12 protein-coding genes are annotated in these 15,232 nt (G+C 59.4%); 8 read left to right on the top strand and 4 right to left on the bottom strand.

Going from position 1 to position 15,232, the window contains the following annotated elements:
• Positions 1-10: 10 nt before the first annotated feature.
• On the bottom strand, positions 11-325 hold the full coding sequence (locus HMPREF9241_RS02320; RefSeq protein WP_006680675.1) for a hypothetical protein: 315 nt from the start codon (positions 323-325) through the stop codon (positions 11-13).
• Between the two features lie 167 nt (positions 326-492).
• Here HMPREF9241_RS02320 and HMPREF9241_RS02315 point away from each other — a divergent pair, with 167 nt between their 5' ends.
• On the top strand, positions 493-1,266 hold the full coding sequence (locus HMPREF9241_RS02315) for an alpha/beta hydrolase (RefSeq protein ID WP_040318355.1): 774 nt from the start codon (positions 493-495) through the stop codon (positions 1,264-1,266).
• A 167-nt stretch (positions 1,267-1,433) separates the two neighbouring features.
• Here the strand turns inward: HMPREF9241_RS02315 and HMPREF9241_RS02310 are convergent, their stop codons facing one another.
• Positions 1,434-2,480, bottom strand: a complete 1,047-nt coding sequence (locus HMPREF9241_RS02310; RefSeq protein WP_006680673.1) for a PfkB family carbohydrate kinase — start codon at positions 2,478-2,480, stop codon at positions 1,434-1,436.
• Between the two features lie 157 nt (positions 2,481-2,637).
• On the opposite strand from HMPREF9241_RS02310, the gene HMPREF9241_RS02305 reads away from it, so the two are divergent.
• The 6 genes from HMPREF9241_RS02305 (at position 2,638) to HMPREF9241_RS02280 (ending at position 11,721) form a co-directional block, all read left to right on the top strand.
• A complete protein-coding gene (locus HMPREF9241_RS02305) occupies positions 2,638-2,883 on the top strand; it encodes a hypothetical protein (protein WP_006680672.1) in 246 nt (81 codons plus the stop codon).
• Positions 2,884-2,921: 38 nt separating this feature from the next.
• Positions 2,922-8,156 carry a DUF3418 domain-containing protein gene (locus HMPREF9241_RS02300; protein WP_006680671.1) on the top strand — a complete coding sequence of 1,745 codons (5,235 nt, stop codon included), beginning with the start codon at positions 2,922-2,924 and terminating at the stop codon, positions 8,154-8,156.
• 1 nt (position 8,157) lies between these two features.
• Positions 8,158-8,664 carry a SprT-like domain-containing protein gene (locus HMPREF9241_RS02295; RefSeq protein WP_040318354.1) on the top strand — a complete coding sequence of 169 codons (507 nt, stop codon included), beginning with the start codon at positions 8,158-8,160 and terminating at the stop codon, positions 8,662-8,664.
• A 242-nt stretch (positions 8,665-8,906) separates the two neighbouring features.
• Positions 8,907-9,464, top strand: a complete 558-nt coding sequence (locus HMPREF9241_RS02290) for a phosphoribosyltransferase (protein ID WP_006680669.1) — start codon at positions 8,907-8,909, stop codon at positions 9,462-9,464.
• The gene (locus HMPREF9241_RS02285; protein WP_006680668.1) at positions 9,413-10,279 is read left to right on the top strand and encodes a nucleoside/nucleotide kinase family protein; all 867 of its coding nucleotides are present in this window, start codon (positions 9,413-9,415) and stop codon (positions 10,277-10,279) included. Before HMPREF9241_RS02290 ends, HMPREF9241_RS02285 begins: the two co-directional genes overlap by 52 nt.
• Positions 10,280-10,338: 59 nt before the next feature.
• On the top strand, positions 10,339-11,721 hold the full coding sequence (locus tag HMPREF9241_RS02280) for an MFS transporter (RefSeq protein WP_006680667.1): 1,383 nt from the start codon (positions 10,339-10,341) through the stop codon (positions 11,719-11,721).
• 8 nt (positions 11,722-11,729) lie between these two features.
• On the opposite strand, the gene HMPREF9241_RS02275 is transcribed toward HMPREF9241_RS02280, so the two are convergent.
• Both HMPREF9241_RS02275 and mtnN read right to left on the bottom strand, forming a co-directional pair.
• Entirely contained in the window at positions 11,730-12,218 is a 489-nt protein-coding gene (locus HMPREF9241_RS02275) for a low molecular weight protein-tyrosine-phosphatase (protein ID WP_040318353.1), read from the bottom strand.
• Between the two features lie 42 nt (positions 12,219-12,260).
• Positions 12,261-13,013, bottom strand: coding sequence for a 5'-methylthioadenosine/S-adenosylhomocysteine nucleosidase (gene mtnN, locus HMPREF9241_RS02270; protein ID WP_006680665.1), 753 nt, complete (start codon positions 13,011-13,013; stop codon positions 12,261-12,263).
• Between the two features lie 53 nt (positions 13,014-13,066).
• Here mtnN and HMPREF9241_RS02265 point away from each other — a divergent pair, with 53 nt between their 5' ends.
• Complete coding sequence (locus HMPREF9241_RS02265) at positions 13,067-14,818, top strand: L-serine ammonia-lyase, iron-sulfur-dependent, subunit alpha (RefSeq protein ID WP_006680664.1); 1,752 nt, start codon at positions 13,067-13,069, stop codon at positions 14,816-14,818.
• Positions 14,819-15,232: the final 414 nt, after the last annotated feature.

The following is a 15,232-nucleotide window of genomic DNA, read 5'->3' as shown; positions in this document are numbered from 1 at the left end:
CGAATAAGAATCAGCCATTTTCGCGACCGACGACGTGAATTTCGATGTCATCGTCGACGACAGGAGCCGGCTGAGTTTGAGTTGCCGGAGCACCGAAGAGTCGCTCTTTCACAACGTCAGCAACCGTGTCGGTGACGCGCTCCCCCTGCTCGCGGACAATGTCCGACACCTTTTCGCCCGCTGCATCGAGGGGCTTTGCGACGACCGGGAATCGGCGGAGTTTCGATGCGCCACTGCGGATCTTCTCGTACTGTTCGCGACCAGCTTTCGTGCCCAGCACGTAGCCGGCTCCAAGACCAAGAAGCAATCCAAACCTGGTTCCCATGAAAACTCCTGTTTGTCGTGACGCTCGGCGAAAAACCGACGCGATCTGATTACTTCAACCCTACAGGCAGAACAATCCAATCAACGATCACAATTGAGAAGTTCACAAACGTACACCTAGCGGGATTGGGGTCGCTTGATTGCTCCATTCCCACTACGTTGGAGTGCGTGAGTGAGATCCGAATCATGACCCCTCGTGGCGTTTCGCTGGCGGGGACGTTCATTAACCCCGTTGACACTGGTGACGCAGCGGTTCTCTTCTCGCATTCGTTCCTTGCTGATCGTCACTCGGCTGAGCATTTCGATCGTCTTGCTCGTCTCTACCGCGCGGCAGGCTACGCCACGCTCGAGTTCGATTATTCGGGTCACGGTGAGTCCGGCGACGAAATTATTACCCTGGACGCTGAGGTTGAGGACCTGCGTGCAGCGTCCGGTTGGCTTGCCGACCAGGGGTTTGCTCGCCAACTCATTCATGCGCATTCATTCGGCGCGACGGTGGCGCTAGCAGCTCGGCCGGTCAATGTGCTCGCCTACGTTTTGTCCTCACCATCGCTTGGTCCCATGTCGGTCGATTGGACACAGATTTTCTCTGATGACCAGTTGCGTGACTTGGAAGAGATCGGCGCTACCACAATCGCTGACGACTCACCCTCGATTCGCCGACAGTTCACTATCTCGAAGCAGACGCTGATCGACTTGTCGCTGACCGATTCGGACAAGCTTCTGGCCGGCTTGGAACAGCCGACCTTGGTGATCCATGACAGCGTCGACGCCGAGTTCGGTCTGCTTGCCGCCACGCAGGATGTGTTCCACCTGCTACCCGACGGCTCGCGCGTTGAAATCGTCTCTGATGCATCATTTGGCATGGGTGAAAAGGTCGAGGCCCTAGATGCTCCATCGCTCGAATGGGCGACCCGGTGGGTGCCCGTAGTTCGTCGCTAGCGTGACTGCACGGAGCAAGGTCGGCGTGTCTGGACCCCGTTGAGTTAACACCGAAAAATCCGGCATCGACAGTTTAGCGCCCCACCCAAACAACACCGGCCTCAAATGGCGAACTACTGCGGTTTCCATATGGAAATACGTATCAGAGCGCGAGGATTTAGCCACACCTAACGCGAGGATTTGACCACACCTGAGGCAAACGAGCCGAGGAACTCCTCGACCGCGGTCACCACTTCCGGTGCCTCGCACCACGAACGTGTACCAAATTTCGTCGTCGAGAACCCGGCGATACGCGACGCAAAACGAATCAAGTCACTCGGGTCCTTGGGCATTGGCACATCAGCTACGTGCAATCTGCCCACCGCCCACGCGAACGCACCGTGGAAAACGTCGCCCGCACCCAGGGTTGAGATGGCATCCACCTGATCAACCTCGGTTTCACCTTCTCGCCCATCCCAATACCACTGCACCGATTCACATCCTCGCGTGCGGATCGTCCGCGTAATTCCGAAACCGGCGAGGAAGCTGGCAACCTCGGGTCCGGTCGGCTCATTCAGCAACGGAGGACAGAAGTCAGCAGACACCACCGCAATATCAACGAACCCCAGCAACGGGGCGAGCCACGGCTTCCACGACCCACCATCAAGGATCCGTTGGTGCAACGGCTTGGCTTCTAGGTGCGCGAAAGGATCCTCATCAGGATCGGGCTCCCCCAGTGTCCCCACCCGCAACACGCAGTCGGCAATCGCAGGATTGTGGCCGTCAATAAGGACAACGTCCGGAGCTCCGTCCTGGACCAGTACAGAGTCGAGCAGGTGGGTGGCCTCGTGCACGTCGATGTCGATCCGCGCATTGGTGGAAGCAACCATCCTGCCACCCGGGTGCTCAACTATGGAGGAAATCGCGGGCGTCTTCTGCGCTGAATCCACGCTGGTCGCGTCCAGCAGATGCACGCCGGCGCTGGCGAGGTCCGCGCTGATCACGCTGGCAATCATCCCCTCACCGATGGCGCTCAGCAGACTGATCGACGAGGCTGCCCCCCTCGCACACCCCGCGGCTTTCTCAAGGGCGGAAAGGGTAACCGCAGCATTCGTTGCCGGGCCTCCCGCTGCCATCACATGATCCGTGGAGGTTGTTTTGGTGGCAATATTTGGCTCGTGGTCGAGGGCATGGATGACGTCAAGCGTCGTCAGGCCAGCGAAAAGTGCGTGCATAACTCAATCTTGCCCACAACGCTTCACACTCGCATCTTTGCGGGAAGAATGACAGGGTCTTCGATGGCGCATCGACTAAGAATGATGCGTTCACTGCCCCTATATTTCCGACAGGCTGATATACGGGCTCCACAACGGTTGCTTCAACGTGTGTGGCATGCCGGCTCAGATCGCAGAACAAATCGAACAGAACACGGTTCGAACAAACCTGTGCCGCAAGGGAGCAAAACTCGCCGGCTGTTCAATGATCAGCACCATTGACGGATCTCTCATTTCGCTACGGATGGATCCGAACGGCATGACAGTCCTTGCTGTAGGGCGCGAATACGAGGCTACTTATCCACACGTAGCTATGGTCGTGGCACTTATCCACACGCGCACTGTTCTCGCTCCGCACGTGTGAACGTGCCTCGTTAGACTAGGCGGGTGCCAGAAAAACCAGTGCGTTCCAATGAATCGGGGTCGTCTCAACACGGCCGCCGTGGCGGTGGAGCGCGCCCGCAAAATTCTGGCACGTCCAAAAAGGACACTCCGCGCAAGGGGCAGCAGCGTAAAAGCCGCGTCGGGCAGGAGCCTCGTACTCCCATAGGTTCCCGCGAGCGCAACGGGCACTCTGCCACCCAGCCACACCACAAGCCTCGTCGTAGGCGCAGTCCTCAATACGAACACGCACACACGTTTAAGCCGTTCACTCCCGAACAGCTGGCCGCGCGCGCAGCCTCAATCCCCGTCGTGACTTTCCCTGACCTGCCGGTCAGTGCTCGCCGCGACGAAATCGCTCAGGCGATACGTGACCACCAGGTTGTTATCGTTTCTGGTGAAACGGGTTCGGGTAAGACCACGCAGCTCCCGAAAATCTGTATGCAACTGGGTCGTGGCGTCTCCGGAATGATCGGACACACTCAACCCAGGCGTATCGCAGCGCGTTCGGTCGCTGACCGCATCGCTGAGGAACTCGGGCAAAAAGTTGGACGCGAACCTGGCCAGGTTGTCGGCTATCAGGTGCGTTTCACGGACAAGGTCGGGCCCACCACCCTAGTCAAGCTGATGACCGACGGCATTCTGCTGGCGGAAATCCAGTCCGATCCGTTGCTTCGTCGCTACGACACACTGATTATTGACGAGGCCCACGAACGTAGCCTGAACATTGACTTCATCTTGGGCTATCTGGCTCGTCTGCTTCCGGCGCGCCCGGATCTGAAAGTCATCATCACCTCGGCGACGATCGACTCGAAGCGTTTCGCTGAGCACTTCGGTGTGTGGGATGGTCTGCCCGGTCGTGGGACGTTGAAGCAGCCGGCACCTGTTATTGAAGTCTCGGGTCGCACCTTCCCCGTCGAAGTCCGCTATCGCCCCCTCACCGCTGACGTGATAACGCACTACTCATCGTCCACTCCGGGCACTGATCAGGAACCGGGCGACGCCTTGTCAATCGAAGACGATAATCTGCACCTGGGCACAGAACAGCTGGTCTTGGAAGACCCTGACGATGATCTACCGTCGCTTGGGTACGGACTCGGCGAGGACACTGATGTTGAGACCGCGATCTGTCACGCCGTTGACGAACTTGCTGGTGAGGGCGAGGGGGACATCCTTGTTTTCCTGCCGGGCGAACGCGACATCCGCAATACCGAACAGGCATTACTCGACCATCTAGGTCCGCGCGGGGTAAAAGCGGGTGAGACTGCGAAGGCTCGCCCGACGGATATTGAAATCGTTCCGCTGTTCGCGCGCCTGAGTGCAGCCGAGCAGCATCGCGTGTTCGAGGACCACCGACTGCGTCGCGTTGTTCTGGCAACCAATGTTGCGGAAACTTCGCTGACTGTCCCGGGCATTCGCTATGTTATCGACCCTGGTTTTGCGCGTATTTCTCGCTATTCCAACCGGACGAAGGTGCAGCGACTGCCGATCGAAGCGGTGTCGCAGGCCAGTGCTAATCAGAGGGCTGGACGCTGTGGTCGCGTCGCTGACGGCATCGCAATCCGCCTCTTTTCGCAACGCGACTACGAGAATCGTCCTCGCTTCACCGAACCGGAAATCCTGCGCACCTCGCTCGCGTCGGTCATCCTACAGATGGCGGCGCTGGGCCTCGGTTCAATTGCCGACTTCCCCTTCCTTGACCCGCCCGAGCATCGCGCGGTTCGCGATGGCATCGCGACTCTGGTGGAGATTGGCGCTCTCGTAGAAGATGACGAGGCCACGCACATGTCTTCGCCCTCGAGCGCAAAGGACGCGGATTCAAACAGTGCTGGTGGCGCAGGTTCAAGGCGTTCCTTTGGACACCGCTTGACCGCAATTGGTCGGGATTTGGCGCGGTTGCCGATTGACCCCAGGCTGGGGCGAATCCTTCTGGAAGCCGACGCAAACGGCTGTGCTTCCGAAGTCCTTGTCATCGTGGCAGCACTTTCAATTCAGGATGTCCGCGAGCGCCCCGCTGAACATCAGGCGGCTGCCGATGCTGCTCATGCTCGCTTGGCGAATCCGAAGTCTGACTTCGTCACCTACTTGAATTTGTGGCGCTACTTGACAGTCCAGCAGAGGGATCTATCGGGTGCGGCGTTCCGTCGCATGTGTCGGGCCGAGTTCCTGCACTACCTGCGTTTTAACGAGTGGCGTGACGTTGTTGTTCAGTTGCAGCAGATGGCCCGTCCGCTCGGGTTGGATGTGCATCCGATTGATATTCCGTCGTCTAGCGATGTTGTTCATGCGGCGGAAGTGGGCGGTTTGACTGATGCGGCAGCGCGTGCGGTTGTGGCGTTCACGGATGGTTCGCACAGTGTGGATGCCGACCAGATTCACCGATCACTGCTTGTTGGTTTCCTGTCGAACTTGGGTTCGTGGGATCAGGCAAAACGTGATTATCAGGGTGCCCGCGGTACTCACTTCACGATTTGGCCGGGTTCAGGTTTAGCGCGCTCACATCCTGCGTGGGTGATGACCGCTGAATTGGTTGAGACCAGTCGCCTCTTTGCTCGCACTGTTGCGCGGATTGATCCGGCGTGGATTGAGCCGGTGGCTCGCCCACTGTTGAAGCGCGTATATTCCGAGCCCTTCTGGTCGAGCGCCAAGGGTGCGGCAATGGTGAAGGAAAAGGTCCTTCTCTACGGGCTGACTTTAGTTGCCGACCGTCCTGTCTTACTGGGTCGTTTGGGTGACCACGTGATTGACGCGGGTTCGGATTCGCGCTCGTCTCGCGTGGTCACGGCGGGTTCCTTGGCCGGAATCGCTCAGGGCCTGCTGGGTGTACCTACGTCGGATCGTCGTTCTCGTACCGAGATAGGCTCTATTGGTCGTGACTTCCTCGCGATGGCGTTGGCTGGTGCCCTCAATCTGCCGTCGACCAGCTTCGATACATCCAGCGATGGTGACGACTTAGCGAACTTGGCTCCCAGCAATGAAACACCCGAGCAGTCGAATGGGGCATCTTCGTCGGGCACCACCCCGCCGATCGATAAGGTCAAGATCTCGGCCTCGTCGACCATTGACACTGCGCTGACGGCGCGAATACTCGCCCGCGAAATGTTCATCCGCCACGCGCTGGTGAACGGCGAATGGCGCGAACGCCATCGCTTCCAAAAGACGAACGATGAGCTACTGGAGCAGGCGCGCGAAGTCGAACGACGTTCACGCACCCACGGTTTGGTTGCTGACCAGGACGCGCGTTTCGCATTCTTCGACGACCTGCTTCCCGACGATATTGTGTCCGCCGGGCACTTCAATCGCTGGTGGAAACACACGCGCCAAAAGCATCCTGACCTGCTGACATACACTTCTGCCCTGCTTCTTCCGCGAGGGATCGGCCAAGATGCTGACGGTTTCCCCGATACCTGGGAATCAAACGGCCTGAAGCTTGATCTGTCGTATGCGTTCACTCCCGGCAGTGCGCGCGACGGCGTCACGATGACAATCCCGATCGAAGTCCTGCAACGCGTCAATGATGTTGGCACGGACTGGTTGGTTCCCGGCATGCTGATCGAGCTCATTACTGAGTCGATTCGCGCTCTGCCGAAGGCTCAGCGTCGTCTACTTGCCCCCGCGCCCGAGGTCGCCGCTCAGGCCGGAGCATGGATGGAGCGCGCGCTCGCAGGAACCTTGACCGAAGCCGAGTCCGGCGTCGCTTCGCAGCATTCCGGCGCAGCCACGTCGTCCAAGAACGGTGACGAGGCTTCTACGGGGGTCGATCCGATGAGCCTGACGGCAGCGATGGATCGTCTTGCTCGCTGGGGTGCCACGACTGGGAATGCAAAGCAGAAGGATCGTGGAAAAAAGCCTGCGCCGATGCCAGAACCTCAGGCTGAAGAGACACCCGCGACCCCACCACAGTCGACGGTGATTGATTGGTCGAGAGAACGCCCTTCATTCAGCGAGGCTTTCCGCACCGCAGTGAGGATTCTGCGCGGAATCGATCTGAGCGATTCTCACCTTGCACACGCTCACGACAACCTACCCACGCATCTGCGGATGACATTCAGCGTTGTTGATTCGCACGGCGCTGAACTCGGTTCGAGCACCGACCTCACATACCTGCAACGCACGTTGGCATCGTCAGCAGACAATGCGATTCGTGACGCGGTGCGAGGCGCTGTCGCCGAGGCTCTTCTCGACGCCACACAGGATCGCTCCAATCGACGAAGCCACCCCAGTTCGCGCACAGATAGTTCGCGCGCGAGCTTCAGCGAAGCGAAGAACAACGCTGGTCATGCGCATTCAGATTCCGATGGTTCCCCCGAGGTTGCTACACACCTGCACGTTGATGGGCTGACAGATTTCCCAGCTGACCCGCTTCCCCGGTCGATTGACTCTCCCGGTCAAACATCCAGCTCGCAAGGTATCCAGGTGATAACACTGCGCGGCTTCCCCGCGCTTGTCGCTCAAGGTAGCGCCACAGATCCGAGCGCTGGCGTAAGACTCATGGCGAATTCGAGCGACGCTGACCGCCATCACCGCGAGGGCCTTGCACGCCTGTTGGTTCGCCGAGTTCGCTTGCAACAGACTCGAGTGACGACACGTTGGACGGGACGCCAAGCTCTGATGCTCGCCGCATCACCCTACCCGGATACCACTGCACTGATTGCGGACACTCAGTTGGCTTCCGCTCTCTCGCTAGTAGATGAATTGTCAGGCCAGGCCGGTCCCGGATCGATTCGAGACGCAGCCTCATTCGAAGACCTCGCCAATCGCGCACGAAACCTGCACGAGGACAGGGTCTACGAGATTCTCGGCTACGTTGTACGAGCCATGGAAGCCCACGGCGATATTGAGTCCGCGATCCGCTCTCACACGGAAGAATCCATGCGCGAAACAGTTGCTGACGTGCGAGATCACGTTGGTTCTCTGGTGTATCCGGGTTTTGTTCTTGATACGCCCCTATCGGCGATGCCTCACCTGGCGCGCTATCTGAAAGCCGGAGCGATGCGTATTGAACGCGCAGCCTCATCCCCCAGAGCACTCGATCGCGATCTGGAGAATAGGGACCGAATCCACGACATCCTCGACGCTTTGGGCGAAGCCGAAGAGAGTGCTCGCGCGCGCCCTTACAACGCGAAGTCGGCTACAACGATCTCGCACGTGCGGTGGTTGATTGAAGAACTGCGCGTCTCCTTCTTCGCCCAACAGCTGGGCACGCCCAACAAGGTGTCGGTGAAACGCGTCCTCGGCCTGATTGAGACGATCTGAAATGGATCGACGAATCGCACGAAAAGAAGCGCGCATGCTGATGGACGCCGCCGAACTGGGCGACTGGACATTCAAATTCGACACAGCAAAACGCCGCGCAGGATCCTGCGCCTACCGGACGAAGACGATCACTCTGTCCGGACCGCTCACCGATCTCTATGATCAGGACACCGTTCGTGGCGTCATCCTCCACGAAATCGCGCACGCCCTTGTCGGCCCAGACCATCACCACGATGCAACGTGGCGGAAGGTTGCTCGCGGTCTGGGCGCCCCCGATGACGCAAAGCTCCCCTCGCATCTGCCTTCCCCGGACGAACCCTGGGTCGGAACTTGTCCCAAATGCGGAGCACAACGCAAGCTCTACCGGCCACCGCGTCGCGTCACCGCCTGCGGACACTGCGCGCGACGCTTCGACGTCGAACGCATTCTGACCTGGACATATAAAGGACATCCACGTAACCCCGGCACCGCCTACCTCAAAGAACTGCGACGCATCGAACGCGCCTGAGGCCACCCAAAACCGCGCCGGTAGCACGCTGGCAGGCTGAGCAATCGAGCGTGGCCTCGCCCCCCACGCGCACGAAGTTGCGCAACTGAACACGAACAGTGACGAGACCATCACTTCCGCACCCAATTTCGGTATCACCCACCGCGCGCGGAGTACTACTCTTGTCCCTAAGTTCTTTATTTGGTTTATTGAGACGGCCCACCCATAGCCGACCACCATAAAGCCGCTACCCAGGGAGTGACATGACGGATCAGCCGAACACCACCACTGCTCAGTCCACGGACGTTCCCGACGTTGCAGATCGCGAAGTTCTCACGTGGGAAGGTTTCGGCGTTGCAAGCCGTGAACTCACTCAGCAGATCGTTGACTCCGGCTGGATCCCCGAACTGATCGTCGCCATCGCGCGCGGTGGCCTGATCCCTGCGGGCGCCATCTCCTACGCAATGGACGTCAAGGCATGCGGCACCATGAACGTCGAGTTCTACACCGGCGTTGGCGAAACCCTCGAAGCACCGATCCTACTTCCTCCGCTCATGGATATTTCCGCGATGGAAGGCAAGCGAGTCCTGGTCGTTGACGACGTCGCAGACTCCGGCAAGACCCTCAAGATGGTCATGGACATGATCGCCGAAGACGGCCTGTCCCTCGACGGTGAAAACCAAGTGAAGGTTGACGCGCGCAGCGTCTGCATCTACAAGAAATCACGCTCGATCATCACCCCCGACTACATCTGGGCAGAAACCGACAAGTGGATCAACTTCCCCTGGTCGACACTGCCGACGATCACAGCAAACGCCTGATTGTGTCGAGCCGGTTGCGCGCGTCGCAGCCGGCTCTTTCATTTACCGTTTCCGCTCCGCCCCAGAACGACGAGGTTTCGGCCATGAGCACACACACTGACACCGCAGACAATCAACCCGCTGGCTCCATCAGCGGATCCGCACCCTACGCCATCTACTCTGAACGTGCGTCCGCGTCGCTGTCCGTCGCTCAACAGGTCGTTGACCTTGTCCTTCACCGGCTGGCAAACGGAGAAAACATTCGTGTCCTCGGTCTGACCGGCCCTCCCGGAACCGGGAAGACCACCGTTGCAGCCCTCGTCGCAGAAATCCTTGAAACTGCCGATGTTGCGGTGGCTGGCATCGCGCCGATGGATGGCTTTCACATGTCGAATGCCGTGCTGGACGACTTGGAGCGCCACGACCGCAAGGGCGCTCCCGACACGTTTGACGTCTGGGGGTACCAGGCCCTGCTGGCACGCATTCAAGCGAGCGAGCACCCCGTTTTTGCTCCCGACTACAACCGTGGCCTGCACGAACCTGTCGCAGCGTCCATCCTGATTCCAACTGAGGGCATCGTCATCACCGAAGGCAACTACCTGGCATTCGACGAACCGGGGTGGCGCGAGGCTCGCGGGCACATTGACTTCCTCGTCCACATTGATACGCCGACAGACGCTGTCATGCGGCGCCTCGTCACCCGCCACGAAGCATTCGGAAAATGTCGCGCAGATGCCGCCCACTGGGTGCGCACCGTGGACGCCCCCAACATTGAATTGGTCGCCGAATGCGCATCGCGCGCCGATGCGATCATCTCGCCCCAAACAGGAGAGTAACTGTGACATCGTGCGCTCGGCGCACACAATAACCCCTGGTATTGCTAGCGTTTCATCACATGACTGACAGCTTCACCTCACCTCACGCCGATGAGACCCGCCCTTTAGACCAGGAGAACGCGGATCCCGTGGAGGTGGCCTCGTCGATCAACGAAACCCCCAGCTCACCCGCAGAAACCGACCCGCATTGGAAGCGTCGCGTCACCCTATTCCTGATCGCGCAGGCGATTTCCCTGTTCGGCTCCTCGATCGTGCAGTACGCGATCATGTGGTATCTGACGCTGACGCTCAAGACCGGGTGGGTCATCACCCTGTATGCCGTTGTCGCTTTCGTCCCCCAAGCGATTCTGTCTTTGTTTGGTGGCACGCTTGCCGACCGAATGAACCGCCGAACGGTGATCGCCGTTTCCGACTCGATCATTGCGCTGGTCACCCTAGGGTTGGCAGTAGCAATGATTGCGGGCGAAACCTCACTTTGGCTGATCTACGGCGCGGTCTTCATTCGCTCCGTAGGCGCCGGCTTCCAACAACCCGCGGTTGGCGCTCTCTTACCACAGCTGACCCCGACCAGTCAGCTCATGCGCGTAAACGGCATTAATCAGACAATTAACTCGGCGATGGCACTGCTGTCTCCGGTGATCGCGGGCGCGGTCTACGGCTGGGGTGGCCTGGTTCCGACCTTCTGGATCGACGTTGTCACTGCCCTGATCGGCGTCGGTATTGTCCTGACGATCCCCGTTGCGACGGTGCGAAGCGGTGGCGAAGATAGAAAGTCGTTCGCTCACGATCTGATGGACGGGCTGCGCTACGTTGCGGGACACCGCACGATCCTCTGGCTGATGGTCCTCTACACAGTAATCTTCACGCTGATCGTCGCACCGAACTTCATGGTGCCACTGATGATCGCGCGCGACTTCACCGACGCTGTCTGGCCGCTGACGGTCATGGAAACCTCATTCTCAGCGGGCATGGCGCTGGGCGGTCTGGCGATCGCGACCTTTGCCGTGAAGTGGAATCAGAGCCGGATGCTTCTCTATTCGTGCGGGAGCTTCGGCCTGTTGTCCGCCGCCCTTGGCCTGACGCCATTCCTGGGGACGACCGTCGGCCTGTTTGCCCTGTTCGTACTGATGTTCATCATCGCTCTACTGATCCCGTTCTTCTCCGCGCCGGTCATGACACTGGTTCAGACCACGGTCGAACAGACGTACATGGGTCGCGTGTTTTCGCTGATCAACATCGTTGCAGTGCTGGGTATGCCAATTGGCATGATCGCGTTCGGGCCGCTTGCTGACCGATTCTCGATTCAGTGGATCTTCATCATCAGTGGCATCGTCGCGTTCGGATTCACGGTTGTGTCATTCATGGCTGAGCCCGGCCGCGAGGTCCTGAAGATGAGCGGGCAACCCGCAACTCAGCGTGACGATGAACCAGTCACTGCCTAGTCGCTTCGCTACTTCGACAGCTCTTCCACGATGAACGGCGTCGTGCGCTCAATCGTCTCGAGCGTCTCGACGAAGTCCTGATATCCGCCGTACCACGGGTCGGGGACATCATGGTCTGACGGGGTGGCCTGCGGATCAAAATCACGGAACAAACGGATATCAGGCCCAGCGGAGCCTCGTGAATCAGAAGCCGCATCGGCACGAAGCCCGGCGCGATCGCGAAGGCGGTTCAATGCAGACAGGTGATGGCCGGTCATGGCAAGGATCAGGTCCCAGTCCGCCAGTTCACTCATGCGGATCTGGCGCGCACGATGGTTGGGGACCTCGTGGCCGTATTCGCGCAAGACCCGGGCAGCGCGACGGTCGACCGGGTTGCCCTCTTCTTCGTCGGAAACTCCTGCGGAATCCACGACGATGTCAACGCCGGCATCGCGCGCGGCTTCAAGCAGAATCTGGTGAGCCATCGTCGACCGGCAGATGTTGCCGGTGCAGACCATCAGAACTCGTTTCACTGGGATCCTTCCAATTAAAAATGCAGGTCAGAGCGTCAGGAACGTGCGGACCGCGAGCGCGCTAATGCCGGCTGCCTTTTCGGAGTCCATGTGGAAGTCCTGGTCGGCAGCGGGGCCACACAAGTCGGAGACGGCGCGCAGGCTGACCCAGTCAACACCGCTGGACCAGGCGACTTCCGCCATGGCGCAGGTTTCCATGTCGGCGCCAATAGCGTCCGGGAATTTTTCGCGCATGGGCTGGGCGATGGGGGCGGTGATGAACGAGTCGGAGGACAGGACGCGACCGGTCATGACGGTGAGGGTGTCGGACTTGGCAAGCAGGGCGACGCGAGCAACGGTTTCGTCGGAGGATCGGTAGTCTTCGGGCATCTGCGGAACCTGGCCCATGGCGTAGCCGAAGGCGGTGGCGTCGGCTTGGGAGTAGATGGTCGAGGTGCCGGCAGCGATGGTGGAGACGTTGATATCCGCGGCGAGTCCACCGGTGGTGCCCGCTGCGATGATGATGGGACTATCAACCAGCGTGAGGGCGCGCGCGGTCGCGGACGCGGAGTTCGCCAGACCAATTCCGCTTTGCACAAGCAGAACGTCGTGACCGTCAAGAGCACCGAGCGCAAAACGCTGTTGTGCGTGGCCCTCCATTCCGACGACGAGTTCGCTGACCGTGTCACTACCGGCGCAGGGGTGCAACGCGGCGCGCAGGGGTGCCGCTTCCATTTCCATGGCGCATTGGATGATGGCGACGACGGTCGGACGAGCAGGAAATTCGATGCTGGTTGTCATAGCGCCCAGTCTATGGTTCGCTCTTACGGTGATGAAAGCGCACAATAGTTCGCATGACTTTTGACGCCGCCGATTCTCCGACCGCTCTTCCGCTTGCTCAGGTGACGCCAGATCGTTTCGACGCTGGCGAGGCAACGCCCGCTGCCGTGCTTTCCGGTGAGGTTCCCGCTTCTCAGGCTGCGCACCCCCTGTCGGTTTTCGACATGTTCCGCATCGGTATCGGCCCGTCGTCGTCACACACGGTTGGTCCGATGCGCGCCGGTCTTGCGTTTACAGGCGAGTTGGCGTCGTTGCTCGCCAGAGATAAAGGGGACGAGGCCGCCTCCACGTCTCAACGTTCCCCCGAAGAAGGGGCGAAGTCGCAGGCGCCGTGCCGCATTACGATCGACCTGTTTGGTTCGCTTGGCGCGACGGGTCGCGGGCACAACACTGACCGCGCAGTCTTGCTGGGCCTTGCGGGCTACAGCCCGGAGAGCGTTGAGATCGATACGGTTGAGGGTATTTTCCCGGCGATTGCCGCGACCGGTTTCTTGCCGACTCCGTGCGGTCAGGTTCCTTTTGATATTGCGCGCGATATTCGTTTCGTTCCGCGCACGGTGTTGAAGTATCACGTGAACGCTCTGACGATCACGGCGTGGCGCGAAACTGATGGCCACGAGAAAATTCTGGAGCACACCTATTACTCGGTGGGCGGTGGCTTCGTGATGGTGCAGATGAATGATGACGTGGATAATCCGGAGGTCGCATCGCTGGCGACCGGCATGAGCGCCGCGACAATTGATGCTCCTGCGCCGTTCCTCTTTACGACCAGCGCACGCCTGCTCCACGAGTGTAAGCAGTCTGGTTTGCGCATCTCCGAGTTGGTTCGTCGTAATGAAGAAGCGGTGCGAACTGCTCAAGATCTCGATGAGTATTTGGATGCGATCGCGGACACGATGTTTGAGTGCGTGAATGCCGGAACCAGTGCCAGTGGCATTCTTCCGGGTGGTTTGGACGTCCCTCGTCGCGCGAAAGCACTGAGCGCAAAACTGTCCGAACGTGCTCGTACCAGCTGCGAACCGCTTCCCGGCGCTCCCTGGGCCTCGAGTCCCGACGACCCGATGCGCGCGATGGACTGGGTGAACCTGTTCGCGCTGGCGGTCAACGAAGAGAACGCTGCCGGCCACCGCATCGTCACCGCGCCGACGAATGGCGCTGCGGGCGTGATTCCTGCGGTCCTCGGCTACCTGGTCTCCTACTGCCCTGAAGCTGGTGCAACGATTGGTGCCGCATCGGCTCCGGCGCTGTTCGACTCACCTGAGGCTCCTTTTGCTCATGTGCGTTTCGGCTCTTCCGACATTCACGGGGAGGCGTGGGCGCGCAGGCGTAAGGCAGTCCATGATTTCTTGCTTGCAGCAACGGCGATTGGCTCGCTGATTAAGACGAACGCGTCGATTGCTGGTGCTGAAGTTGGCTGTCAGGGCGAGGTTGGTTCAGCGTCCGCGATGGCGGCCGCAGGCTTGGCCGAAGCGTTGGGTGGAACCCCCGAACAAGTTGAGAATGCCGCGGAAATTGCAATGGAGCATTCACTGGGGCTGACCTGCGACCCTATTGCTGGCCTGGTTCAAATCCCCTGCATCGAACGCAATGCGATCGCCGCGGTGAAGGCGATTAACGCGGCACGTATGGCCCTCTGGAGTGATGGTCGGCATACGGTGTCGCTGGATGCCGTCATTGAAACGATGCGCCAAACCGGCAACGACATGCTGTCGAAGTACAAGGAAACGTCGACGGGCGGCCTGGCCGTGAACGTCGTCGAATGCTGAGCTCACATCATTTGCTCCCACTCGATAGGGACATTTACCTCTCGTAGCGGTACCCAACAGGCGCGCCACCAGTAGTAGTGGTTCACCTACCACGACCCCTACATATAGGGAGGGTGTGCGCAATCCACCCCCTACATGTAGGGGTCTGGCATATGCGACACGCCGATGACGCACACGAATTTTAAGGCAGTTTTTTCCATTCGCATCCGAAGTTATCCACAGGTAGGCACATATGTGTTCGCCTCCATGCACATGCGTGTGGACCTGGAACCGAAGAATGACAATCGTGTGATTTCCGCATAATCATGCCCTCTTCGAGGTGCTCTGTAAAACGATTTACCCATGGTTCAACGGACAATTTTTATATGAACAGTAAGCCCATCCACACCGTATTCACAGATCCACCTCCCTCTA

The sequence above is a fragment of the Schaalia turicensis ACS-279-V-Col4 genome (assembly GCF_000296505.1).
GTDB classification, from domain to species: domain Bacteria; phylum Actinomycetota; class Actinomycetes; order Actinomycetales; family Actinomycetaceae; genus Pauljensenia; species Pauljensenia turicensis_A.
This window is presented reverse-complemented; position numbering and strand designations above follow the sequence as displayed.

Excerpts from the sequence above, each read along its gene's own strand:
- HMPREF9241_RS02320 (WP_006680675.1), bottom strand. The coding sequence starts at position 325 with ATGGGAACCAGGTTTGGATTGCTTCTTGGTCTTGGAGCCGGCTACGTG.
- HMPREF9241_RS02310 (WP_006680673.1), bottom strand. The coding sequence starts at position 2,480 with ATGCACGCACTTTTCGCTGGCCTGACGACGCTTGACGTCATCCATGCC.
- HMPREF9241_RS02305 (WP_006680672.1), top strand. The coding sequence starts at position 2,638 with ATGCCGGCTCAGATCGCAGAACAAATCGAACAGAACACGGTTCGAACA.
- HMPREF9241_RS02295 (WP_040318354.1), top strand. The coding sequence starts at position 8,158 with ATGGATCGACGAATCGCACGAAAAGAAGCGCGCATGCTGATGGACGCC.
- HMPREF9241_RS02290 (WP_006680669.1), top strand. The coding sequence starts at position 8,907 with ATGACGGATCAGCCGAACACCACCACTGCTCAGTCCACGGACGTTCCC.
- HMPREF9241_RS02280 (WP_006680667.1), top strand. The coding sequence starts at position 10,339 with ATGACTGACAGCTTCACCTCACCTCACGCCGATGAGACCCGCCCTTTA.
- HMPREF9241_RS02275 (WP_040318353.1), bottom strand. The coding sequence starts at position 12,218 with ATGGTCTGCACCGGCAACATCTGCCGGTCGACGATGGCTCACCAGATT.
- mtnN (WP_006680665.1), bottom strand. The coding sequence starts at position 13,013 with ATGACAACCAGCATCGAATTTCCTGCTCGTCCGACCGTCGTCGCCATC.
- HMPREF9241_RS02265 (WP_006680664.1), top strand. The coding sequence starts at position 13,067 with ATGACTTTTGACGCCGCCGATTCTCCGACCGCTCTTCCGCTTGCTCAG.